Raw genomic sequence first — 23,260 nt, 5'->3', positions numbered from 1 at the left:
CGCCGCCGTCTGCCGGGCTCTTGCAAGCCCTGTTAAAAAACCGATCAGTACTTCTGCTGACGCTCGTAAAGATCGCGGTAGTGCTGGATGCGGGTCACCCGCAGGCCTTGCATGCCCGAACGATCGACCGCGCGCTGCCATGAGGCGAACTCTTCCAGCGTCAGCTTGTAGCGTTCGCACACTTCGTCGATCGTCAGCAGCCCGCCGTTCACGGCGGCCACGACTTCGGCTTTGCGGCGCACAACCCAGCGCGTGGTCGACGGCGGCGGCAGGCTATCCAGCGTCAAGGGCTCGCCAAGCGGCCCGATCACCTGCGCGGGACGAATCTTCTGGTTTTCGATCATCATCACCCTCGTGCGCCGGTGTTGCGTCCGCCGGCGACGGAAGCGAAATTGACTGTCGTAGACTTGCGAATGGTTAAATCATTTGGGTTAACACTTCGTACCCCCTCGTCATACGCGTGTAACGCATCGGCCGCCGGGCCAGCGAAACTGCCGCGTCGATGCAGGCGCACAGGTGGTGAATTCTCCGCAAGAGTCACACCTAGGTCATGCGCGGCAAAGAATCGCGAGCGCAAGGCAAACCAGTCGATCGGTGCGAACTCCGGGATGAACTCCTCGCCGTCGCGACCTGACGCATGCCCCGCTTTGCAGGTTTCATGTTCAAAAGCGATGTTCATGCCCCGTCCTTACGACAGGGTTGGTCAAAGGACGGTAAAGGCCGCGTTTACCTGTCCTTCACCTTGATTAACCGTTGTGAGGATTTGGATAGCCCTGCCAGCGCCTTGGAAGACGCACGAGAAAGCTAGGATTTTTGCGCCGTTCCCTGTATGGGCCCGCGCATGACCGCCCTTTCCGACCTTTCCGGACTGGTGGCCGGCATCGACCCCGCCGACCTGTTCCAGCTCCCCGCGCCCGTTAACGCCCGGCGCATCGTCGTCGCCATGTCCGGCGGCGTCGACAGTTCCGTCGTCGCCGCGCTGGCCGCCGCCACCGGTGCCGAGACCATCGGCGTGACGCTCCAACTCTACGACTATGGCGCCGCCACCGGGCGCAAGGGCGCCTGCTGCGCCGGCGACGACATTCGCGACGCGCGCGCCGTGGCGGACAGCCTGGGCATTGCCCATTACGTCTTCGATCACGAGAGCCAGTTCCGCGAGGAAGTGGTCGATCGCTTTGCCGACGATTACATGGCCGGCCGCACGCCGATCCCCTGCATCCGCTGCAACATGGGGCCGAAGTTCACCGACCTGCTGACGATGGCGCGCGATCTGGGGGCCGACTGCCTGGCCACCGGTCACTACGTGCGCCGGGTGATGGGGCCGGCCGGCGCCGAACTGCACCGCGCCACCGATCCGGCGCGCGACCAGAGCTATTTCCTTTACGGCACCACCGAAGCCCAGCTCGATTTCCTGCGCTTCCCGCTGGGCGGTCTGCCCAAGACCGAGACGCGCCGCCTGGCCGAAGCCGCCGGCCTGCGCAACGCCGCCAAGCCGGACAGCCAGGACATCTGCTTCGTGCCCGACGGCGATTATGCCAAGGTCGTCACCAAAGTGCGCCCCGAAGGCAACGCCCCCGGCCCGATCGTCCACGCCCTGACCGGCGAGGAACTGGGCACCCATCGCGGCATCATCCACTATACCGTCGGCCAGCGCCGCGGGATCGAGATCGGCGGCCAGCCCGAACCGCTCTACGTCACGCGAATCGAGGCGGAAGGCCGCCGCGTGGTAGTCGGCCCGCGTCGCCTGCTGGGCGTTTCGGCCGCGCGCGTGATCGAAACCAACCGCATCGGCCCGCTGCCTGCCGGTCCGCTGACGGCCAAGGTCCGTTCGTTGGCCAAGCCCGTGCCGATCGTGCTGGATGGGTCGTTCGGCGAAGGTGCCGAGACGACGATCCGCTTTGCCGAGCCCGAATATGGCGTGGCGCCGGGTCAGGCGGCGGTGATCTATTCGGGCGACCGCGTGATCGGCGGCGGCTGGATCGACGGGACTACGCCGGCAATTGCGGACGAATAAAAAGGTGTGACGAGGGGATAGTTCTCCCCCGTTCCCTACATGCACACCTAACAGGACCTTGCTCACCCAATTCGTCGCCCTCGCGTGGCGGGGGCCCCGCTTTTCTTGCGCGCATGGCAAAGAAGAAGCGGGATCCCCGCCTACGCGAGGGCGACGAGGATCTTGTTGGTGTTTTCTTTAGCGGGCCTTACCTATCGGGGGCCGCCCTCAGACCCCCAGTTTGCCGCGCACGTCGCGGCTGTCCTTCCAGCCTTCGAGCCGCTTGAGCAGATCGGCGTCGTTTTCCGGCAGGGTGATTTCAAGGCTGATCAGCAAGTCACCGCGTGTGGCGTCCTTGCGCGTCATGCCGCGCCCCTTCAGGCGCATGACCTTGCCCGAACTGGCGCCCGCCGGAATCGACAGCATCACCGCGCCCGAAGGCGTGGGCGTCTTAACCTTGGCGCCGTGCAGCGCCTCGTCCAGCGTCACCGGCAGATCGAGGCGGAGATCGTCGCCATCGCGACGGAAGAAGGCGTGCGGCTGAATCTGGATGGTGATGATGGCATCGCCGGCACCGCCCGGTCCCTGCTCACCCTTGCCGGTAAGGCGCATCTGGGTGCCGTCCTCCAGCCCGGTGGGCAACTTGAGGTCGATGGTCTTGCCGTCGGACAGGGTGATGCGCTGCGGATTGAGTTCGGCCGCGTCCAGCAGCGGCACCGAAAGGCGGTAGGAAACGTTGGCGCCACGCGCCGCCGCGCGGGAGCGGCCACCCATGCCGGCACCGCCGCCCATTCCGCCGAAACCACCCGCGCGCTGCTGCCCGCCGCCGAAGATCCCGCCGAACAGGTCTTCCAGGTCGATCCCATCGTTCCCGCCGAAGCCGCCCGAAAAACCGCGCTGGCCGGCGCCGCCGAAGCCGCCGCCGCCAAAACCGCCACCCGCACCGCCACCGAAACCGCCGAAGCCCATCGGGTTGCCATCCGCATCGATCTCACCGCGATCGAACTTGGCCCGCTTGTCCTTGTCGGAAAGCAAGTCGTAAGCGGAGGTCACTTCGGAAAAGCGGTCGGCCGCTTTCGGATTGTCCTTGTTGGTATCGGGGTGAAGTTCCTTCGCCAGCTTGCGATAGGCGGATTTGATTTCCTTCTCGCTGGCCGTACGCGATACGCCAAGGGTGGAATAAGGGTCTGCTGCCATGTGCCCTAGCTAGGATCGCGCGCGCCGCTCGGCAAGCGACACTTTCCTAGTTCCTACACCGGAGTTATGGCGGCACGCATGTCCTTCCGCCCCAACCGGATTTGCCACGGGTCAAGGCAGGCCCGATGCAACGCAGGTAAGGACGTCGCGGCCCGGGATTCCTTCCGGGGGAGCGTGTAGACTGTGCCGGCCGCCATCGCCATGGGAGGCCCGCATCAATTCAGGAAGCGAATATGGAAGCTGAACAGGCGCGCGAAGTCATCCCCCATGGCGATCCCATCGCGCTGTTCCAGACCTGGTACGACGAGGCGCGCGAGACGGAGCCCAATGATTCGAACGCCATGGCACTGGCGACGGCGACGGCGGACGGCGTGCCTTCGGTGCGCATGGTGCTGCTGAAGGACTACGGCCCGGACGGCTTCGTGTTCTACACCAATGGCCACAGCCGCAAGGGGCAGGAAATCGCGGCGAATCCCCATGTCGCGCTGCTGTTCCACTGGAAGAGCCTGCGCCGCCAGATCCGCATCGAGGGCGTGCTTTCGCCCGTAACCGATGCCGAGGCGGATGCCTATTTCCATTCGCGCGCGCGCGATTCGCAGCTGGGTGCCGTCGCCTCCGACCAGTCCGCCCCGCTGGACAGCCGCGAGACTTTCCTGTCCCGCTACGAAGAGGTAAAGGACCGGTTCGAGGGCGGCGAGGTCGAACGGCCGAAGCACTGGACCGGATATCGCGTCGTCCCATCCGCCATCGAATTCTGGCAGGACCGGCCCTACCGCCTGCACGAACGCCGCCGCTTCGTACAAGGCGATTCGGGCTGGACCAGCTCGCTGCTCTACCCGTGACGGTTCCGGCATGAGCGACCACGCGTTCCTGACCCGCAGCGCCGCGATGGCCAGCATCGGCACGGCACTGTTCCTGCTGCTGCTGAAAGGCTGGGCGGCCTGGACCACCGGCTCCACCGCGATGCTGGGCAGTCTGGCCGATACCACGCTGGACCTCGTCGCCAGTCTGGCAACGCTGCTGGGCGTATGGATCGCCGCGCAGCCAGCGGACGACAAGCACCGTTTCGGCCACGGCAAGGCGGAAGCGATCGCCGCACTGTTCCAGATCGTGCTGATCTCGATCTCCGCCATCGGCATCGCCAGCCGCGCGATCGAGCAGTTCTTCACCGGCAGCCGGGTGGAAGATGCGCAAGGCGGCATCATCGTCTCGGCCGTGGCGATCGTGGTCACGCTCGCGCTGGTGGGCTGGCAGCGCCATGTGATCCGCCGCACCGGCAGCATCGCCATCCATACCGACAGCGTCCACTACCAGTCCGACCTTCTGCTGAACGTTGCGGTGATCGTTGCGCTGGTGCTGGAATATTACGCCGGTTTCGGCGGCGCCGATGCACTGTTCGGCCTTGTCATCGCCGGCTGGCTGGGCTGGGGGGCATGGGGCGCCTCCCAGGCGGTGCTCGACCAATTGATGGACCACGAGTGGCCGGCCGAAAAGAAGCAGCGCTTTCTGGAAGTGCTGGCCCTGAACCCGGACATCACCGGCGTGCACGACCTGCGCACGCGCACTTCGGGCAACAAGGACTTCGTGCAGTTCCACGTCTGGGTCGATGCGCGGATGACCGTGCGGGAAGCGCACAAGGTGATGGACGCGATCGAGGAGCGGCTCCACGCCGTGTTCCCCGATCTGGAAATCCTGATTCACCCCGATCCGGAAGGGCTGGTCGACGAAGTGGGCCCGGCCGGCAAGGACATCCTGCCACCGATTCGCGTGGCGCTGGACTGATCAGACCCCGCCGGGGAACAGGGCCAGCAGCTTGCCCATGCGATCGTGCAGCTCGCCTTCCTGCGCGTGGGTGCTTTCGCCCAGTCGCACCACGGTAAGCAGTTGATCGGGCGATCCGATCACGTACTGGCCCTGTTCGCCAAGGCAGGCGAAGGCGTTGGGCGGTGCCTGCCCGGGGAACAGGATCGCCTGCTCGCTGGCCTTTGCGCGATTCAGCCAGACGCCGGCGCCATAGGCAGCGTTGCGGGGGGAGGGTGCCAGCATGAACTGCACCCAGCGGCGCGGCAGCACTTGCGCACCGCCGACCGTTCCGGTGTGGCGCAGGAATTCGCCCAGCAGCGCCCAGTCACGCGCCGAGGCATGGACCATGGCGGAGCCGACCATCGTCCCCTTGCCGTCATAGCCGACCAGGGTGGACTGCATGCCTAGCGGCAGCAGCACGCGATTCTTCAGATATTCGCTCACAGCGATGCGGCGGCGGTCCGGCGTCGCATCGGGCGAGAGCACGCGGGCGGCAAGGTCGGCAAGAATCACCGGCGTCGCCGCGCTGTTTTCGAATACCGCCCCGGCCGGGGCCTCCAGCGGCTGCGCCTCGGCATAAGCGGCCATATCGTCGCGCCCGTCGAGGAACAGCATCCGCATCCGGTCGGACTGGCCCGAAACGCCGTCCGCCGGCTCACCGCCGGCTTCGGAATGGCGCAGGCCCGATCGCATCTGCAGCAGCTGGCGCAGCGTGATCTCGCCGCGCGGGTCGCCGGGGCGCTGCCATTCGGGAACCGGTGCCGATTCGTCCAGCCGCAGGCGCCCGTCGCTGACCAGCTGGCCGATCATCAGCGCGGTCACGCACTGGCCCATGCCCCAGCCCTGCAGGCGGGTTTCGGGCTTGATGCCATCGCCATAGCGCTCCGCGATCACGGAGCCGCGCTTCATCACCACCAATGCCTCGGTGCGGCCGACTTCGGCCTCTTCAAAAAGCCCGTCGATGGCGCGGCCGAAGGCATCGTGCACGGCGCCGCCATTGTCCTTGATCGCGGCCTGCGCCTCCGCACTCGGCGGGGGAGGGCCGTCCGGCGCGGACTTTCCACAGCCCCAAAGTGGCAGCACCAGGGCTGGCACCGCAAGAAGGGCAAGGATATGGGGAAGGCGGCGCACCGGCATGACGCGGGTGTGATGTGCGAGGCGCGAACGGATGGCAACAGCGGGAACCGAAAGGATGGGGGACAGCAGGCCAAGGGATCGGCAGCCAAGCCCGTGGGTGCGAAACATCGTGCTGCTGGCGGCACTTGCGCTGGCGATCGCGCTGGCCTTCGCCTGGCCCGGCCTGCGCCAGCAGGCGCTGATCGGCACCTCCTATGCCGCGCAGTCCGGCTGCACCTGCCGGTTCGTCGCCGGGCGGGAGCTGGGTTCGTGCAAGGCCGACCTCAAGGTGGTGAACCTTGGCCGCACCACCAGCCTGCTGATGCTTTCGGAAGACGCGCAGGCCCGCACCGTGAAAGCCAGCGTGCCGCTGCTCGCCAGCCAGACCGCCACTTTCACCCCGGATCGCGGCTGCCAGCTCGAAGCATGGCCTCGTTGAAAGCGCACCTCAAGTTGCGCCGAATGCAACATGAACACTCCGGATTCGCTTGCGCGCCGCTACGGAACCGCTAGATTCTCCTCTGTCGAAACGGAAATTTTCAAAGGAGCAGGTGTAGCGGCGTTACGGCTTGAGCTTTAGGTCCAGTGCAGTTTGCGCAAACGCGCAAGGAACTGCACGCAGCGATTTTTGGCTGTTGCTTTCGTCGTCCTCGCCTGCGCGCATCGCCCTTTGGGCGCCCGCGCATCCGTCGACCCGAACCCACCCGACAAACGATCGCCGTCGCCCGGGCGCCGCACCGACGAGGTGCGCCCCGGCGGCTGGCTCCAGATCCTCAACCCGAACGCCCTGCCCGCCGCCGTCGATCGACGACGACAGGGGAGCGGTTCTTCCCGCATGGAGAACGAGGATGGGTTATTTGGACAGTGATCAGGGATCGCGCCCGTTGAGCGGAATGGGCCGCGCGGTGCGCAGTCTTGCCGGGCGGGGCGGCCTGGTGGTGGGCGTGATCGCGGTGGGCCTGCTGCTGACGTCCAGCATGGCGCGGGTGCAGCCGGGCAACGTGGGCATTCGCGTGAACAACATCGCCGGCGGCGTTTCGCCCGATGCGCTGGGCGTGGGCTGGTACCTGGCCCCTCCCGGCACGCACATCTACGAATATCCGGTGTTCACGCGCACTTATACCTGGACCGGCAATTCGACCGAGCAGAGCCCGACCGATGAAAGCTTCCTCTTTCAGGACAAGAACGGCCTCTCGCTCAAGGCCGACGTGGCGGTAAGCTATCACGTCGATCCCGCGCGCGCGCCGATCCTGTTCCAGCGCTATCGCACGGACATGGACCAGATCATCGCCGGGCCGCTGCGCAATGCGATCCGAAACGCCATTGTCGAACGCGCGGCGCAGCTGGGGGTCGAGCAGATCTACGGCGACCACAAGGCCGAACTGATCGAGACGGCGCAGCGCCGCGTGCAGGCGTTCTTCGCGCCGGTGGGGCTGGAAGTGGAGCAAGTCTACTGGGCGGGCAACATCGGCGTGCCGGACAAGGTGCTGGAACAGATCAACGCCAAGATCGCCAACGAGCAGGCGGCACTGGCCGCGCAAGCAAATGTCGCCACCGCAAAGGCCGATGCCGACGCGCGCGTCGCCAAGGCAGAGGGTGACGCCAAGGCGATCCAGGTGGAGGCGGAAGCGATCCGCACCAACCCGGAGATCGTGCGGATGCGCGCGGTCGAAAAGTGGGACGGCAAGCTGCCCACTTACAGCGGCGCAGGCCCGGTGCCGTTCCTGGGCGTGCAGTAAACGGGCAGGTGAAGGGATGCAGGCAGTTCTCCTGCCTGCATCTTCCCCCCGCATCATCCTTTCGCCGCGTCTTCCAACCGCCGCGCATTTGCTCTAGTGCGCAGCGGTTATGACCGAACAGCGTGACTATCGCAGCACCGTCTTCCTGCCGAAGACCGATTTCCCCATGAAGGCCGGGCTCCCCCAGAAGGAGCCGGGTATTCTGGCGCGCTGGCAGGAACAGGACATTTACGCCAAGACGCGCGAGGCCCGCGCGGGCCGCGAAAAGTTCGTGCTGCATGACGGCCCGCCCTACGCGAATGGCGACATGCACATCGGCCACGCGCTGAACCATATCCTGAAGGACATGGTCGTGCGCACCCAGACCCTGCTGGGCAAGAACGCACCCTACGTCCCCGGCTGGGATTGCCACGGGTTGCCCATCGAGTGGAAGGTCGAGGAAGAATACCGCAAGAAGAAGAAGAACAAGGACGAGGTTCCCGCCGAGGAATTCCGCGCCGAATGCCGCGCCTATGCTCAGAACTGGGTGAACGTGCAGCGCGAGCAGCTGAAGCGCCTTGGCGTCAACGGTGACTGGGACAAGCCCTACCTCACCATGGACTTCCAGGCCGAAGCCACCATCGTCACCGAACTGCTGAAGTTCGCCGAGCACGACATGCTCTATCGCGGCGCCAAGCCGGTGATGTGGAGCCCGGTCGAAAAGACCGCGCTGGCAGAGGCCGAAGTCGAGTACGAGGACATCGTCTCGACCCAGATCGACGTGGCTTTCGAAATCACCGAATCCGCCGTGCCGGAACTGGTCGGTGCTTATGCGGTGATCTGGACGACCACGCCGTGGACGATCCCGACCAACCAGGCGCTCGCTTATGGGCCTGAGGTTGCATACACGCTGGTCAATGCTAGCGACGGCCGCAAATATCTTGTTGCTGTGGACCTTCGAGAAGGTTTTCTTGCTCGGACGGGGCTGCAAGAAGTTGATGAACCCGGCATGCCCGAAAGTGGGCAGGACCTCATCAAGTGGGCCTTGGATCGCACTTACATCGGCGAGAAGCTCACAGGCACCCTCGCCCGCCACCCGATGCACGCGCTGGGCGGCTTCTTCGCCGAGCCGCGTCCGCTGCTCGCGGGCGATTTCGTCACCACCGAGAGCGGCACCGGCCTCGTCCACATGGCGCCCGACCATGGCGAGGACGACTTCCTGCTCTGCAAGGCGAACGGCATCGGCCCCAAGTTCGTGGTCGAGGCCGACGGCAAGTATCGTGAGGACTGGGGCTGGCTGGGCGGACAGGGCTCGGTCATCAACCCGAAGTTCAACGCCCCCGACGGCCCGATCTGCTCGGACCTGCGTGAGGCTGGCGCGCTGCTGGCGGCTTCGGCTGACTACAAGCACTCCTACCCGCACTCGTGGCGTTCGAAGGCCAAGGTGATCTTCCGCTGCACCCCGCAGTGGTTCGTGCCGATGGACAAGGTTCTCGGCCATCTGCCCTCCAAAACCCGCGCCGAACGTCGCTGGGAAGGGGAAGGCGGCGCCATCGATCCGCAGGACGAAACCGCCGAAGCCTCGCCGACGCTGCGCGAAGCCGCGCTGGACGCCATCGCAGAGACGCGCTTCGTCCCCGAAAAGGGTCGCAACCGCATCGGCGCCATGGTCGAGGGCCGCCCGGACTGGGTGCTTTCGCGCCAGCGCGCCTGGGGCGTGCCGATCACGCTGTTCGTCGATCGCAAGTCTGGCGAATACCTCGTCGACGCCGAAGTGAACGCCCGCATCATCCACGCCATCCGCGAGATCGGCGTCGATGCCTGGTCGGACGCGCGCGCGCAGGAATACCTGGGCACCAAGTACAGCGCCGATGACTACGAGCGCGTCGTCGACATTCTCGACGTCTGGTTCGATTCCGGCTCGACCCACGCTTTCGTGCTCGAATCCGGCCGCTGGCCCGAACTGGTGCCGGCCGAGGATCATGTCGGCCCCACCGCCGATCTCTACCTTGAAGGTAGCGACCAGCATCGCGGCTGGTTCCAGTCCTCGCTGCTCGAGAGCTGCGCCACGCGCGGCCATGCGCCGTACAAGGCGGTGCTGACCCACGGCTTCACGATGGATGCCAAGGGCTTCAAGATGTCGAAGTCGCTGGGCAACACCATCAGCCCGATCAAGGTGATGGAGACCAACGGCGCCGACATCATCCGCCTCTGGGCGCTCTCGGTCGACTATACCGAGGATCACCGCATCGGCGACGAGATCCTGAAGGGCGTGGCCGACCAGTACCGCAAGCTGCGCAACACCATGCGCTACCTGCTGGGCGCGCTGGACGGGTTCTCGGAAGACGAGAAGCTGCCAGTTGCAGAGATGCCCGAGCTGGAGCGCTATGTGCTCTCGCTGCTGGCGGGCGTCGATGCCACGCTGCGCAAGGCGGTCGCGGACTTCGACTTCAACACTTACGTCCGCACCCTGCTGGATTTCTGCAACGAAGACCTCTCGGCCTTCTTCTTCGATATCCGCAAAGACTGCCTCTACTGCGATGCGCCTTCGGATCCGAAGCGTCGCGCCTATCGCACCGTGCTGGACACGCTGTTCCACGCGCTGGTCCGCTATGCCGCGCCGGTCACCGTCTTCACGGCCGAGGAAGTCTGGCAGAGCCGCTTCCCCGGCAGCCAGAGCGTGCACCTGCTCGAATGGCCGGAAGTTCCCGCAGTGGAGGCCGATGCCGCCCGCTGGGCGGACTTGCGCGCCCTGCGCGTGAAAGTGACCGAAGCGATCGAGCCGCTGCGCCGCGAAAAGATTGTCGGCTCCAGCCTCGCCGCCACCGTGACGGTGCCAGCTTCCGCGCCCGAGGGCGATCTGGCCGAACTGTTCATCACCGCGACAGTGACGCGCGGGCAGGGCGATGGGGTGACTGTCACCCCGTCCACCGACCACAAGTGCGGCCGCTGCTGGCGCCACCTTCCGGAAGTTTCGGAAGACGGCGACCTTTGCGACCGCTGTGACGATGTGGTCGGCCAGATGGAGACCCCTGCATGAACGTGTGGCGCAACCGCCTGATCGGGCTGTTCATCGCGGCTGCGGTCTTCGTGGTCGACCAGGCGGTGAAGCTGTGGATGGTCGCCAATCTCAAGACCATCCCTGCAGCCGAGCGGGTGATCGAGATCCTGCCGATCTTCAATTTCCGCTGGACGGAAAACTACGGCGTTTCGCTGGGCCTGTTCACCGCCGGTTCGCCCGAGGGCCGCTGGGCGCTGGTTGCCATGACCGGCCTGATCGCGATTTTCGTGCTGGTCTGGCTGCTGCGCGAGCGCAAGCTGCCGGAAATCGCCGCGCTTGCGCTGGTTCTTGGCGGTGCGCTGGGCAATATCCGCGATCGTGCGGGCAACGGCTATGTCATTGATTATGCCGACTTGCACTTTGGCGAATTCCGTCCCTTCCTCGTTTTCAACATCGCCGATGCCGCCATCACCATCGGCGTCCTGATTATCCTTGCCCGTTCACTGCTTTCGCGCGACAAGCCGGACACGAACGGCGGACACGACACGGCTGATGCCGCCCCGGAGATTTGAGTTGATGCCCATGAAGAAGACCGGAGCCCTGATCCTCGTCGCCGCCGGTGCGGCGCTCGTCTCCGGCTGCGGAAGCACTGGCCTGTTCAATCACGCCCGTCCTGACGAATTCGCCGTCCAGCGCCAGACGCCGCTGGTGGTGCCGCCCGACTTCGCGCTCACCCCGCCGAAGCAGGGCCAGCCGCGCCCCAGCGACGATTCGGTGCAGCAGCAGACGCTCGACGCGCTGTTCGGCGGCCCGCAGGCCCGCAGCGATATCGAGAAGTCGACGCTGAACCTGGCCGGCCCGGCCGATCCGGCGATCCGCTCCACCGTGGGTGATCCGGGCACTTACACGGTCGCCAAGGGTCAGGTGACCCGCGCGATCCTCGCCGCCCCCGAAGGCGACGGCCAGAGCGCCCAGACCGCCATCGGCGGCTGAGCTTCTTTCAAAGCGCACAAAAAGAGCCGGGGCGGGATGACCGCCACCGGCTCTTTTTTTGTTTGGGGAGCAGAGGCGGGACCCCCAGATCAGACTTATCCGTAATTTACATCGTCGCCCCCGCGCAGGCGGGGGCCCCGCTTCCTTTTTGCGACCTCCCGCTGTGCCGCGAGGAAAAGCGGGATCCCCGCCTACGCGGGGATGACGAGGAATGGTTAGGTTCCGAGTAGGGAGCGTTTTCCGGGGCGGCGCTCACCCCTCGCCGGAAACGCCATCGTCGCTCGTGTCCACTTCGATCCGTGACACGAGCAGCTTGTCGATCTTCAGGCCGTCCATATCGACAACCTCGAAGCGCCAGCCCTGATCGCTGAAATGCTCGCCCTCGCGCGGCACCTTTTTCATCACCGCCAGTACGAAACCGGCGACGGTCGCGAATTCGCGGTCGTCGCTGAGCGTCAGGCCCAAGCGGTCCGCCAGCGCATCGGCGGGCATCGAGCCGGAGACCAGCAGCGATCCGTCCTCGCGCTCGGTCACGTAAGGCGCGTCGCCCTCGTCCTGATGGCTGACGAAGGTGCCTGCCAGCGCCGCCAGCATGTCGGACGTGGTGACCACGCCTTCCAGATGGCCGTACTCGTCATGGACCACCGCCATCGGCACTTCGGCCTGCTGCAGCTTGCGCAGCGCATCCATGGCGTCGAGCTGGTCGGGAATGACTTCCGCCTTCTTCATCAGCGCGGCGATCTCCACCGGCCGCCCGGCGACGAATGCGGCCAGAACCTCACGCAGCTTCAGAATGCCCAGCACCGTATCCGGCGAACTCTCGCGCGCCACCGGCAGCAGCGAGTGGGGCGAAGCCTCGATCTTGGCGCGCAGCGTTTCCACGTCCGCGTCGATGTCGATCCAGTCGATCTGGTTGCGCGGCGTCATCAGTTCGCGCACCGGCCGGTCTGCCAGCCGCATGACGCCCGTCATGATCGCGCGCTCTTCCTCCTCGATCACGCCCGAACGCGTGGCCTCGGCAAAGATCATCTGCAGTTCTTCTGCGGTGATCTGCTCCTCGCCGCCGCGCCGCACGCCGATCAGGCGCAGGATCAGGCCCGAGGACCGGTCCAGCACCCAGACGATCGGCGCCATCGCCTTGGACAGCCAGACCATCGGCTGCGCCATGATCAGCGCCACCGATTCGGCGGCGCGCAGGGCAAGTTGCTTGGGCACCAGTTCGCCGACCACCAGGCTGGCATAAGTCGTCACGATGATCACCAGCGTGAAGGCGCTCTCGTGCGAGAAGCGGGGCGATACGCCCCAGGCTTCCAGCCGTTCGGACACCGGCTGCTCAAGGCTGGCGCCCGAATAGGCGCCGGCGATGATGCCGATCAGGGTGATGCCGATCTGCACGGTGGAGAGGAACTTGCCGGGGTCTGCCGCCAGGTCCAGCGCGGTCTGCGCCGCCTTGCTGCCCTTGTCGGCGGAGATCTTCAGCCGCGCGGCGCGCGCCGACACGATGGCCAGCTCGGACATGGAGAACAGGCCGTTGATCAGGATCAGGCCGGCGATGATGAGGAGGTCGGTCCAGGGAAAGGGCGTCACAATGAACCCGCGCTAGCAGAATTCGCAGCCCCTGCGAAGCGGATGTTGCGAATGCAGCATTCGATCACAGAAGCGAAACATCGGCCCGCCATATCCACCCGGATTATTCCAAGTGCCTGAATGGAGGGGAACACCTGAGCTTTGCGTTCGTTCCTCCGCCATGGTGCATATGCTATTCATGGTCACGACTGCACACAGTCGCCGGTAGTAATTCGCAGAGGAAGGGCAAACTCATGATGAAATCACGCCTGCTGGTATCCGTTGCCGCCGCCGTTTCGCTCGTCGCCGTATCGGGCTGCGTCACCGATCCCAACACCGGTCAAAAGAAGGCCTCCCGCACGGCTTTGGGCGCGGCGGGCGGTGCTGGCCTTGGCTATCTGCTGGGCAGCGTGATCGGCGGCAGCACGGCGCGTATCGTCGGCGCCGGCATCGGCGGCGTGGCCGGCACCGTGGTCGGCAGCCAGATGGACAAGCAGATCCGCGAACTGAAGGAAACCACCGCCGGTTCGGGCATCGACGTCACCCAGGAAGGCGACGGCATCCTGGTCAACCTGCCGGACGTGACTTTCGCCTTCAACTCCACCGAGATCAGCCCATCCTTCCAGCAGTCGCTGAACAAGGTGGCCGATTCGATGAAGCAGTATCCCAACAGCCTGATCGACGTTTACGGCCACACCGATTCGGTCGGATCGGACGCGTTCAACCTTGATCTTTCGAAGCGCCGTGCCGATTCGGTGGCTCGCTACCTGATGATGCAGGGCGTCTCTTCCGCACGCATCCAGACGCAGGGCATGGGCAAGAACTACCCGGTCGCGGACAATGCGACCGAGGAAGGTCGCGCCAAGAACCGCCGCGTGGAAATCAAGATCACGCCGGTGACCACCGAACAGGTGCAGGCCGCGCACTGATCGCGCGGATTGCGCTTATATGCGATGACGGGGGGCTGGATGCGCAATCCGGCCCCTTTTTCGTGAGCGGAGAAGCACAGTCATGCGAATCGCGATCCTGAGCCTGCCGGTCCTTCTTGCCGCCTGCGCCTCCGCGCCTGCGGAGAAACCGCCAGAGCCGGGGGCCTCCCCCATCGGTATGGCCAATCCGGCTTCCAAGTACTGCGCCGAGCAGGGCGGCCGCAGCGAGATTCGCCGCGAACCACAGGGCGAGACCGGGTACTGCCACTTGCCCGACGGACGGGTGGTTGAGGAATGGCAGTTCTATCGCGCGGCGCATCCCGCCGGCGATTGAACGAGCGGAGCAACCTCGACAATCCGCTTCGAACGCGCGAAAGACGCGGCCCATGAGCACATTCGCGATCCCCGGTTTCGACCTTTCCGCCTTTGTCGACGCAACCCTGGCCGAAGACCTCGGCGTGGGGCTCCCGGGGGGAGGGCGTGATGTCACTTCCGAAAGCGTGATCGACGCCGATGCGCGCTTTTCCGGGGAGATGGATTCGCGCGATGCGATCACTGTCGCCGGCCTGCCGATCGCTGCCGCTTTCTTCCGCACTCTCGATCCCGCCATGGAGATCGAGATTCTGGTCGAGGAGGGCGTCCGCGTCGAACCCGGCGCCAAGCTGATGCGGCTGACCGGCAATGCCCGTGCCATGCTCACCGGTGAGCGTTCGGCGCTCAACACCGTGCAGCATCTGTCCGGCATTGCCACGATGACGCGCGAATACGTCGACGCCATGGGCGGACACGCGATCCTGCTGGATACGCGCAAGACCATTCCCGGCCTGCGCCACCTCGAAAAGTACGCCACCCGCATGGGCGGCGCGCAGAACCACCGCATGGGCCTGTGGGACGCGGCGATGATCAAGGACAATCACGTCCTCGTCGCCGGCGGCGTCGGCCCTGCCGTGGCGCGGGCCAAGGCAGCGGGCGTTGCCCAGATCATTTGCGAGGTCGACCACCTCGACCAGATCGAACCCGCCATCGCAGCAGGCGCACATCACCTGCTGCTGGACAATATGGGGCCGGACAGGCTGCGCGAAGCCGTCGCCCTCGTCGCCGGGCGCGTGCCTACCGAGGCCTCGGGCGGTGTGAACCTCTCCACCATCGGCGCGATTGCCGCTTCCGGCGTGACCTATGTTTCGGTCGGTCGCCTGACTCAGAGCGCGCCGGCAGCGGACATCGGGCTGGACTTCACGCCGCTGTGAATCGGCCTCAGCGCCGGTCCCTGAAGAAGCTGCGGAGCATCTCCGCAGCTTCGGCTTCCCCGATTCCCGAATAGACTTCCGGCCGGTGCAGGCACTGGTCGTGCTCGAACACGCGTGCGCCATACTCCACCGCCCCACCCTTGGGGTCCGACGCGCCATAATAGAGCCGCGCGATGCGGGCGTGGGAGATGGCGCCCGCGCACATCGCGCAGGGCTCCAACGTCACCCAAAGCTCGCAGCCTTCGAGTCGCTCGTTGCCGAGAATCGCCGCGGCGGCCCGAATCGCCTCGATCTCCGCATGGCTGGTGGGGTCGTGCCGCTCTCGCGGGCCGTTACGGCCGGTGGCGATCACCGCGCCGTCCTTCACTACCACCGCGCCGATGGGCACTTCGCCCGAGTCCGCGGCTTCCCGCGCTTGCGCGAGGGCGAGTTGCATGTATGGGGGAAGCGGCCATCGGGTCATTCCCAAGCGCTAGCGGCTGAAAAAGCTGTGTGCAACTTGACCATCGCGGGGGGAATCGCTAAGGGCGCGCCTTCCCGTATTAACGGCAACAGATTTTTTCGAGCGAGAGTTAGACATGTCCCGCATCTGCGAACTGACCGGCAAGGGCCGCCAGGTCGGCTGCAACGTCAGCCACGCCAACAACAAGACCAAGCGCGTCTTCCTTCCCAACCTGCAGAACGTCACGCTTCTGTCGGACGGCCTGGAGCGCAGCTTCAAGTTCCGCGTTTCAACCCACGGTCTGCGCTCGGTCGAGCACAACGGTGGCCTCGACAACTGGCTGCTGAAGTCCTCGGACACCAGCCTCTCCACGCGCGCGCTCAAGGTGAAGCGCGAGCTGAAGAAGAAGCTGGCCGCCTGATTCTCCCACGCTTCCTTCGGGAAGCGTGATCTTTCAGGACATGCGACAAGGGCGTGCGGGCATTGTGCCTTGCGCGCCTTTTCGCATGTCCATCATTCGTAGATCGGTGACAAAGGCCGGGACCCAACCGGACGGGCCGTGGAATTCAGGGAAGTTCGCGGGGATCGACGCTCATCTTCCAGAGCAGCGTGCGCTGGAGCGGCGAATAATTGTCGTCGGAGATCAGCCAGACGGTCAGCCGCCCATCCTGTCGTGGGACGATGGCCAGCCCTTCGAAATTGTCGATCGGCAGATCTGACGACAATCGCGCCACTTCGGTGACCCGCCAGGGCTGACCGGGCCGAATCGTCGCAGGATCGCCGATGGCGATGCGCCCGGCGAAACGCTGGGGCATCGGCCAGATCAGGCGGCGCATCAGAATCAGCAGCCGGCCATCGGGCATTTGCGCCATGTCGGTGGGGCTGAACCCGGCGGGACCATCGAAGACGAAGCGCTGGCCGTCGGGATTCTCGGTGGGATCGCCGGGAAAAGTAACCGCCGGATGGAGATGATCGCTCCAGCCCGCGAAGCCTTCACGCAGCAGTACGAAACGACCATCGGCAAGGCGGGTCATGGCTTCGGGGCCGGTGTTCACGCCCCAATCGCGCATCGATTCGGGCTGCACGCGGCGTTCCACGTGAAACGCCGGGTTCAACCGGAAGATCGCGTTCTTGCCTTCCAGCCCCAGCCAGATCGTGCCGCTGCCGTCCTCTGTGGCCGACTCGACATCGCGGTCTTCCTTCGCGTCGCCATCTGACAGGGGAAGCTTGCCAAGCTTGCTGTGCCTTTGCGATTCGCCGGGCGCTCGAAAGCGTAGGAAGTTCCCCGAATCGCTCAAGGCCAGCATCTGCCCGTCCGGCCGCATCAGCAGCGCGGAATAGCTGCCGAAGCGATGGGTGCGACTGTGCAGGTGCCAGACCTGCTCCAGATGGAAGGCTCCCAACTGCGCGGTCAGCCGCTCGGGTGAGGGCAGCGGCAGCGTCTCGAAGTTCAGTTCCAGCCGCTTCAGCTTCGCAGGCGGCGTGGAGCGTGCCCAGGTCAACGGCAGGAGCGCCAGCAGCGCGAAAAGGGCGATGGTGCGGCGCACGTGGAGCGGGATAGGGAATCTCACGCGGGCTGCAAGCCGCTTCGCGCATTTATCCCGGAAGAGTCAGTGCAGGATCAGCACAGAATCAGTTTGGCGGCCCGGTGAACAGGATCGGATCGAGCCGGGCATCGTTCCACTTGATCGACCAGTGCAGATGCGGGCCAGTGGCGCGTCCGGTCATGCCGATGCGGCCGATAACCTGCCCCTGCTTCACGTGATCACCTTCCTTCACCAGCAATTGGGAGCAGTGCAGGAAGGCGCTGTTCAGGCCCATGCCGTGATCGATCATCAGCAGGTTCCCTTCCAGCGAGAAGGGCTTTTCCGCCGCCAGAATGACCACGCCGTCGGCCGGCGCCACGAAAGGCGTGCCGCTGGTGCCGGTGGCGATGTCCATGCCGGAATGATAGGCCGCCGGTTCGCCCTGATAGACGCGCTGCGATCCGAAACGGCCGGAAATGCGGCCCTTTGCCGGCCAGATGAAATGCTGGCGCCAGCCCTGCGCATCGGTCTGCAGGTTGCGGGCGGCATTGATCCGGTCCAGCTCCGGCTGGCGGATCTTCATGAATTCCGCTGTCGGGCCGCCCGGCTTGCGGGGGATATTGATGTTCTCGATCTGCCAGGCGCGCGGGGCGATGGCGACGGTCTGGGAGACCTTGCGGCCATCGGCCAGCGTGGCGATCAGCGTCTCGCCCGGCTTGGCGTCGCGATCGAAGGCGGCGAACCATGCGCCGTCCGCCGCGATCTTCACCGGTTCGCCATCAAGGGTAAGCGCGCGGGTGCCTTGCGGAACCTTCCCGCGGATCCAGCCGCCCTGCGTCACTTCACCGGCATAGGTAATGCCGGAAGGACTGGTGACCGCGACCGGCGCAGCGGGGGAAGCCCCCACCAGAACAACCAGACCGGCAACGGCAAGCACCCCGCCGGCGATGAGCGATACTTTCAGACGAGTCATGCCTTCCCGAGCAGGCGCCGGGTGGCGATTTCGGCGGAAGCGTAGGGCTCCTGAAGCTCGACGCTCCAGTACCGCAGTTCCTCAAGCGGAATCTTCTCGCCCGAAACGGCGCAGAGCACGAAGTGGCCACCGCTCAGGACGCGGAATCCATTGGGGCCATATTGAAGCTTGGCGGGACGATCGGCGGAAGACATCAGCATGGGCAAATCCTAGCAGGTCGCGCTGGTCAAAACAAATCACCCTGCCGAGGTTCTTCAGGTTTTTGGCGCACCGCACGCTTCGGGGCCGCACCTTCGACCGAACCTGTCGCTTCGGCCGGGGCCGATACAGGCGGGGTCGGGGCAATAGAACCTGCGCCGCCTGAACCAGGGGTGACTGTTCCGCCATCCGTGGCCACCTGCAACATGCCGTCGCGGAACCGCAGCATAAGCGCCGACTCCTGCGCCGCCGTGCCGCGGCTGGTCAGCGTCCGCCCGTCCAGCGCGGTTACGCGGGCAAAACCACGCTCCAGCGGCTTGTCGGGATTGAGCTGGGGCAGCACGCGGGCCGTCGGCGCGAGTGCGTCACGCGCCATCGCCCAGCGTCGCTTGAGCAAGCGGGGATGCAGGCCCGCGCGCTCTACCCGCTCGCCAGACACCTGAACGCGATGGCGCAGCAGCGGCAGTGAGAGCTTTCCAGCGACGCGATTCAGCTGCTCCCGCTTGGCCCCGGCTTCATCACGCAGGCCGCGGCGCAGGCGATCGGAGAGTTCGTCCAGCTTCTGCGCCTTGGCGGCGAGAATCGCTTCCGGCTTGGGCAGGCGCTGCACGCGCGCTTCCAGTCGCTCGCGCCCCAAAGTTACCGGGCGGAGCGCGCAGCGGCGCTTGCGGTAAGCCAATTCGTCCAGCGTCGCGGCCAGTTCCGCTCGCACCGGCACCGCCATTTCGGCAGCGGCGGTCGGCGTCGGCGCGCGGCGGTCGGCCGCATAATCGCAGAGCGTGGTGTCGGTCTCGTGGCCCACGGCCGAGATCACCGGGATCGACGATTCGGCCACGGCACGAACGACGACTTCCTCGTTGAACGACCACAAATCCTCGATCGAGCCGCCGCCGCGCGCGACGATCACCAGATCGGGGCGCGGCACCGGCCCGCCGGGCTGGATCGCCGAGAATCCGCGCACGGCATTGGCTACTTGCTGCGCGGCACCTTCGCCCTGCACCAGCACCGGCCAGACCAGCACACGGCTGGGGAAGCGGTCTGCCAGGCGGTGGAGAATGTCGCGGATCACCGCGCCGGTGGGTGACGTCACGACGCCGATCACTTGCGGCAGGAAGGGCAGGGCGCGCTTGCGCTCCGGCGCGAACAGGCCCTCTGCCGCCAACCGCGCGCGCAGCTTTTCCAGCAGCGCCAGCAGCGCACCTTCACCGGCGATCTCCATCGTTTCGATGACGATCTGGTATTTCGATCGGCCCGGATAGGTCGTCAGCTTGCCGGTAACGATCACTTCCACGCCGTCTTCCGGCCGGAACGCCAGCCGCTGGGCACCGCCGCGCCACATGACGCCGTCGATCACCGCCTTGTCGTCTTTCAGCGCGCAATAGAGGTGGCCCGATGCCGCCCGCTTCACGCCCGAAAGCTCGCCGCGCAAGCGGACGAAGCCGAAGCGATCCTCCACCGTGCGCTTCAGCAGATTCGAAATCTCGCTGATCGAGAGCGGCGCGGCGTTGTCCCCGGGCGCTTGCTTCGCTACCAGCCCACCGGAACGACCATCATCGAATTCGTCGTCATCGAAAGGCACGGGCAATGAATATCCTTCTTCTGGGCTCTGGCGGCCGCGAACATGCGCTGGCCTGGAAGCTGGCGCAATCCCCGCTCTGCCAGACGCTCTGGGCTGCTCCCGGTAATCCCGGCATTGCCGAAGTGGCAAGCTGCATCGACCTGGATGTCACCGATCATGCAGCGGTCATCGCCTTCTGCGAGGCGAATGTGATCGGCCTGATCGTGATCGGGCCCGAGGCGCCGCTGGTCGACGGCCTGGGCGATGCCCTGCGCGCAGAGGGCTTTTCGGTGTTCGGCCCGAACCAGAAACCGGCGCAGCTGGAAGGCTCCAAGGGTTTCACCAAGGACCTGTGCGAACGCGCCGGCATCCCCACTGCCGGGTACGAGCGCGTTTCCAGCGAGACGGCCGCGATGGCCGCGCTCGCCAAGTTCGGTGCACCCGTGGTCATCAAGGCCGATGGCCTTGCCGCCGGCAAGGGCGTGACCGTGGCCATGACCATGGACGAGGCCGAGGAAGCCGTGCGCGAGATCTTCTCGGGTCGCTTCGGCGAAGCCGGTGCGGAAGCGGTGATCGAGGAGTTCATGGAAGGTGAGGAAGCCAGCTTCTTCGCGCTAACCGACGGTTCCACCATCGTTCCCTTCGCCTCCGCGCAGGACCACAAGCGCGTGGGTGACGGCGACACCGGCCCCAACACCGGCGGCATGGGCGCCTATAGCCCCGCCCCGGTGCTGACCCCCGCACTGGAAGCCGAAGTGCTGGAACGGATCATCGCGCCGACCGTGCGCACGCTGGAGAACGAGGGCATTCCCTATTCGGGCGTGCTGTTCCTGGGCGTGATGCTGACCGCACGGGGCCCGAAGCTCATCGAATACAACTGCCGCTTTGGTGATCCGGAGTGTCAGGTGATGATGATGCGCCTTGAATCGGACCTCGTCGAACTGCTCCATGCCTGCGCCGACAATCGCCTTGCCGCGATTCAGCCGCCCAAGTTCAGCCCGGATACCGCGTTGACCGTGGTGATGGCAGCGGACGGCTATCCGGGCACGCCCGCCAAGGGCGGCACAATCAGCGACATCGACAAGGCCGACGCGCTGGGCGCCAAGGTCTTCCACGCCGGCACCACGCTGAAGGACGGCGCGCTGGTCGCCAGCGGCGGCCGCGTGCTGAACGTGACCGCCCGCGGCGCTTCGGTGACGGAAGCGCAGGCCAAGGCCTATGCCGCCGTCGACGCGATCCAGTTCCCCACCGGCTTCTGCCGCCGCGACATCGGCTGGCGCGAAGTGGCGCGTGAAAAGGGCGCCAGCGCGTAATCCTATGGCAAGCCGGGTCGATACCGTTCTCAAGCTCTCGCTGGCGGCGGCTGCGCTGATCGCGGGATCGGGCGTGGGCTGGTACTACGGCGTGGTCCTGCCCCGGCAGGCCGCGCGCGAGGAAGCCCGCGTCGCCGTTGAGCGCGATGCCGAGCAATCGCGCCAAAAGGCCGCCGCGCGTGCCGAGGCTGAGGCGAAGCAGCGGCAGGAATCGGCGCAGCTGGAATATCAGGACTGCCTCAACTTCGCGGAGCTTTCCTACAAGGAGCGCTGGACCGCCAGCTGCCGCGCGCAGCACGATGCCGACATCGCGGCGTTCGAGGATTGCGCCGACGACCTTTTCGCCACCGAGGAAGGCTGCCGCGCCAAGCATCCGATCCGGCCGGACCGCGACTGCGCACTGCCGGGCCAGACCGCGCAGAGCTATTCCGACGCGCGTGAGCAGCGCAAGAACGAGTGCCTCGCTCGGTTCCAGGCGGCGCAGGGCGGCGGGCAGTCACTGCCGCTGCAGCAGGTTCTGCCGCAAACGATGCCGCAGCAGGTTCCGTTGGCCCAGCCGACCGGGTTCTGACGAGTTCCTTGAGGAGGCGAACTCTCTCCCACTCTCTTCACTCGTCGCCCCCGCGAAGGCGGGGGTCCCGCTGCCTTCTCGCCACACCTGCAAAGAAAAGCGGGGTCCCCGCCTTCGCGGGGACGACGGAATGGCTTGGGCTGGAGACCGAGCGCTCTTAGCGCATCGCCATCCGCACCGGCGCGATCTCGATCACCGGCACTTCCCATGGGTGGATCGCGATGATCCGCTCCACCGCTTCGGCGAATGCAGAATCGTCCGACGCGCAGGGGGCATGAACGGCCACCACGACCGTCGGCGAAAGCGTCACTTGGCCCGATTCCCCCAATGCCGGCCGCGCATCGGCGCCGGGCTGGAAGCCTTCCCAGCCGGGGCTCAGTTCGAACACGCCCTTGTAGAGCCCGAAATCCCCCAGCGGATTGTCCTCGCGGATCACGCCAAGAATCGACGCCAGCACGGGATCGCGCTCCGCCGCCGCGCCGTCGCCTGCCAGCATGGCGGCCAGTGTTTCGGGAGTAACCGGCACGTGGATCCGCACCAGCATGGCGTCGCGCAGGATCACACCACTTCGCTTTCCATCAGCAGGCGGACAACCATGGCAAGCCGCTTGGCATCCTCACGCGCGAGGTGTTCCTTGGGCAGAAGGGTCTTCGCTTCTTCCAGCGCGGCGACGACTTGCGGGCGGGTATAGCCGCGCGACATCATCCATTCGCCAAGGTAGCGGATCGGGAAAGGCAGCCGCGCGCCAAGGCTCTGGCACAGCACTTCCAGCCAGTATTCATCGAGCTCGGCGTCGGAATAGACCGCACAATCGCCAACGAATTCGGCCATTTCGGCAAGGACTTGCGCGGCGGGAAGGCCATCGCATTCCAGCATGGCGCGACTGATGCCGTGCAGCGCCTCGGCCTCGTCGGACCAGTCCCAGTGCTGCCAGGCGTCCAGCGGGCGGATCATCCAGGCCCGGTTTTCGCCGTCGATCCGCGCGACGGCCACTTCGATGGGGTACGACTGGCCGTGCTCGGGCAGGCAGCTCGCCTCGAAGTCGATGACGGCCAGAGAGGGGGCCGGATTCACATTCGCCATGCGGCCTCCGGGAAAGGTCGGGGAATTACCAAC

26 protein-coding genes are annotated in these 23,260 nt (G+C 65.8%); 14 read left to right on the top strand and 12 right to left on the bottom strand.

Annotated features, from left to right (window positions below; translation table 11 throughout):
- Positions 1-44: 44 nt before the first annotated feature.
- Together sciP and ACZ1JV_RS09160 are read right to left on the bottom strand one after the other, a co-directional pair.
- Positions 45-344 carry a CtrA inhibitor SciP gene (gene sciP, locus ACZ1JV_RS09165; RefSeq protein ID WP_132387726.1) on the bottom strand — a complete coding sequence of 100 codons (300 nt, stop codon included), beginning with the start codon at positions 342-344 and terminating at the stop codon, positions 45-47.
- A gap of 2 nt (positions 345-346) precedes the next feature.
- A complete protein-coding gene (locus ACZ1JV_RS09160) occupies positions 347-679 on the bottom strand; it encodes a hypothetical protein (RefSeq protein WP_465136710.1) in 333 nt (110 codons plus the stop codon).
- Positions 680-841: 162 nt separating this feature from the next.
- Between ACZ1JV_RS09160 and mnmA the strand changes: the two genes are divergently transcribed.
- Positions 842-2,014 (top strand): tRNA 2-thiouridine(34) synthase MnmA, encoded by a 1,173-nt coding sequence (gene mnmA, locus ACZ1JV_RS09155; protein WP_465151321.1) that lies wholly within the window; start codon positions 842-844, stop codon positions 2,012-2,014.
- A gap of 207 nt (positions 2,015-2,221) precedes the next feature.
- On the opposite strand, the gene ACZ1JV_RS09150 is transcribed toward mnmA, so the two are convergent.
- A complete protein-coding gene (locus tag ACZ1JV_RS09150) occupies positions 2,222-3,190 on the bottom strand; it encodes a DnaJ C-terminal domain-containing protein (RefSeq protein WP_465151320.1) in 969 nt (322 codons plus the stop codon).
- Positions 3,191-3,423: 233 nt separating this feature from the next.
- On the opposite strand from ACZ1JV_RS09150, the gene pdxH reads away from it, so the two are divergent.
- Entirely contained in the window at positions 3,424-4,032 is a 609-nt protein-coding gene (gene pdxH / locus ACZ1JV_RS09145) for a pyridoxamine 5'-phosphate oxidase (RefSeq protein WP_465151319.1), read from the top strand.
- Positions 4,033-4,042: 10 nt separating this feature from the next.
- Complete coding sequence (locus ACZ1JV_RS09140; RefSeq protein ID WP_465151318.1) at positions 4,043-4,972, top strand: cation diffusion facilitator family transporter; 930 nt, start codon at positions 4,043-4,045, stop codon at positions 4,970-4,972.
- Here ACZ1JV_RS09140 and ACZ1JV_RS09135 read toward each other — a convergent pair whose 3' ends face one another.
- Complete coding sequence (locus ACZ1JV_RS09135; RefSeq protein WP_465152531.1) at positions 4,973-6,130, bottom strand: serine hydrolase domain-containing protein; 1,158 nt, start codon at positions 6,128-6,130, stop codon at positions 4,973-4,975. It lies immediately after the preceding gene.
- Positions 6,131-6,227: 97 nt separating this feature from the next.
- Between ACZ1JV_RS09135 and ACZ1JV_RS09130 the strand changes: the two genes are divergently transcribed.
- The 5 genes from ACZ1JV_RS09130 (at position 6,228) to ACZ1JV_RS09110 (ending at position 11,821) form a co-directional block, all read left to right on the top strand.
- Positions 6,228-6,548 (top strand): hypothetical protein, encoded by a 321-nt coding sequence (locus ACZ1JV_RS09130; protein WP_465151317.1) that lies wholly within the window; start codon positions 6,228-6,230, stop codon positions 6,546-6,548.
- A 409-nt stretch (positions 6,549-6,957) separates the two neighbouring features.
- The gene (locus tag ACZ1JV_RS09125) at positions 6,958-7,848 is read left to right on the top strand and encodes an SPFH domain-containing protein (RefSeq protein ID WP_465151316.1); all 891 of its coding nucleotides are present in this window, start codon (positions 6,958-6,960) and stop codon (positions 7,846-7,848) included.
- A gap of 109 nt (positions 7,849-7,957) precedes the next feature.
- Positions 7,958-10,867, top strand: a complete 2,910-nt coding sequence (ileS, locus tag ACZ1JV_RS09120; protein ID WP_465151315.1) for an isoleucine--tRNA ligase — start codon at positions 7,958-7,960, stop codon at positions 10,865-10,867.
- Positions 10,864-11,400 (top strand): signal peptidase II, encoded by a 537-nt coding sequence (lspA, locus tag ACZ1JV_RS09115; RefSeq protein ID WP_465151314.1) that lies wholly within the window; start codon positions 10,864-10,866, stop codon positions 11,398-11,400. Before ileS ends, lspA begins: the two co-directional genes overlap by 4 nt.
- 4 nt (positions 11,401-11,404) lie before the next feature.
- The gene (locus ACZ1JV_RS09110; protein ID WP_395329574.1) at positions 11,405-11,821 is read left to right on the top strand and encodes a DUF3035 domain-containing protein; all 417 of its coding nucleotides are present in this window, start codon (positions 11,405-11,407) and stop codon (positions 11,819-11,821) included.
- Between the two features lie 252 nt (positions 11,822-12,073).
- Here ACZ1JV_RS09110 and ACZ1JV_RS09105 read toward each other — a convergent pair whose 3' ends face one another.
- The gene (locus tag ACZ1JV_RS09105; protein WP_465151313.1) at positions 12,074-13,408 is read right to left on the bottom strand and encodes a hemolysin family protein; all 1,335 of its coding nucleotides are present in this window, start codon (positions 13,406-13,408) and stop codon (positions 12,074-12,076) included.
- A 233-nt stretch (positions 13,409-13,641) separates the two neighbouring features.
- Between ACZ1JV_RS09105 and ACZ1JV_RS09100 the strand changes: the two genes are divergently transcribed.
- From ACZ1JV_RS09100 to nadC, 3 genes are all read left to right on the top strand, one after another.
- Complete coding sequence (locus ACZ1JV_RS09100) at positions 13,642-14,316, top strand: YiaD family glycine zipper/OmpA-like lipoprotein (protein WP_465151312.1); 675 nt, start codon at positions 13,642-13,644, stop codon at positions 14,314-14,316.
- An 82-nt stretch (positions 14,317-14,398) separates the two neighbouring features.
- Positions 14,399-14,650, top strand: a complete 252-nt coding sequence (locus tag ACZ1JV_RS09095; RefSeq protein ID WP_465151311.1) for a putative hemolysin — start codon at positions 14,399-14,401, stop codon at positions 14,648-14,650.
- A gap of 52 nt (positions 14,651-14,702) precedes the next feature.
- On the top strand, positions 14,703-15,563 hold the full coding sequence (nadC, locus tag ACZ1JV_RS09090; RefSeq protein WP_465151310.1) for a carboxylating nicotinate-nucleotide diphosphorylase: 861 nt from the start codon (positions 14,703-14,705) through the stop codon (positions 15,561-15,563).
- 7 nt (positions 15,564-15,570) lie between these two features.
- Here the strand turns inward: nadC and ACZ1JV_RS09085 are convergent, their stop codons facing one another.
- Positions 15,571-16,026 (bottom strand): nucleoside deaminase, encoded by a 456-nt coding sequence (locus ACZ1JV_RS09085; RefSeq protein WP_465151309.1) that lies wholly within the window; start codon positions 16,024-16,026, stop codon positions 15,571-15,573.
- 115 nt (positions 16,027-16,141) lie between these two features.
- Here ACZ1JV_RS09085 and rpmB point away from each other — a divergent pair, with 115 nt between their 5' ends.
- Positions 16,142-16,426 (top strand): 50S ribosomal protein L28, encoded by a 285-nt coding sequence (rpmB, locus tag ACZ1JV_RS09080; RefSeq protein ID WP_465136725.1) that lies wholly within the window; start codon positions 16,142-16,144, stop codon positions 16,424-16,426.
- 145 nt (positions 16,427-16,571) lie between these two features.
- On the opposite strand, the gene ACZ1JV_RS09075 is transcribed toward rpmB, so the two are convergent.
- The 4 genes from ACZ1JV_RS09075 to xseA all read right to left on the bottom strand — a co-directional run bounded on the left by ACZ1JV_RS09075 (position 16,572) and on the right by xseA (position 20,287).
- Complete coding sequence (locus tag ACZ1JV_RS09075; RefSeq protein WP_465151308.1) at positions 16,572-17,576, bottom strand: esterase-like activity of phytase family protein; 1,005 nt, start codon at positions 17,574-17,576, stop codon at positions 16,572-16,574.
- A gap of 61 nt (positions 17,577-17,637) precedes the next feature.
- Entirely contained in the window at positions 17,638-18,504 is an 867-nt protein-coding gene (locus tag ACZ1JV_RS09070) for a M23 family metallopeptidase (protein ID WP_465151307.1), read from the bottom strand.
- A complete protein-coding gene (locus tag ACZ1JV_RS09065; protein WP_132387764.1) occupies positions 18,501-18,704 on the bottom strand; it encodes a DUF2093 domain-containing protein in 204 nt (67 codons plus the stop codon). The genes ACZ1JV_RS09070 and ACZ1JV_RS09065 overlap by 4 nt, the downstream gene beginning before the upstream one ends.
- 26 nt (positions 18,705-18,730) lie before the next feature.
- Positions 18,731-20,287 (bottom strand): exodeoxyribonuclease VII large subunit, encoded by a 1,557-nt coding sequence (xseA, locus tag ACZ1JV_RS09060; protein ID WP_465151306.1) that lies wholly within the window; start codon positions 20,285-20,287, stop codon positions 18,731-18,733.
- Here xseA and purD point away from each other — a divergent pair.
- Positions 20,287-21,573, top strand: a complete 1,287-nt coding sequence (gene purD, locus ACZ1JV_RS09055; RefSeq protein WP_465151305.1) for a phosphoribosylamine--glycine ligase — start codon at positions 20,287-20,289, stop codon at positions 21,571-21,573. The two genes, xseA and purD, sit on opposite strands and share 1 nt — an antisense overlap.
- A gap of 4 nt (positions 21,574-21,577) precedes the next feature.
- Positions 21,578-22,144 carry a hypothetical protein gene (locus ACZ1JV_RS09050; RefSeq protein WP_465151304.1) on the top strand — a complete coding sequence of 189 codons (567 nt, stop codon included), beginning with the start codon at positions 21,578-21,580 and terminating at the stop codon, positions 22,142-22,144.
- A gap of 157 nt (positions 22,145-22,301) precedes the next feature.
- On the opposite strand, the gene ACZ1JV_RS09045 is transcribed toward ACZ1JV_RS09050, so the two are convergent.
- Positions 22,302-22,706, bottom strand: coding sequence for a hypothetical protein (locus ACZ1JV_RS09045; protein WP_465151303.1), 405 nt, complete (start codon positions 22,704-22,706; stop codon positions 22,302-22,304).
- Positions 22,703-23,227: a 3'-5' exonuclease gene (locus ACZ1JV_RS09040; RefSeq protein WP_465151302.1), complete on the bottom strand. Its 525-nt coding sequence runs from the start codon at positions 23,225-23,227 to the stop codon at positions 22,703-22,705. Before ACZ1JV_RS09040 ends, ACZ1JV_RS09045 begins: the two co-directional genes overlap by 4 nt.
- Positions 23,228-23,260: the final 33 nt, after the last annotated feature.

Source organism: Novosphingobium sp. BL-S-19, assembly GCF_055521675.1.
This window is presented reverse-complemented; position numbering and strand designations above follow the sequence as displayed.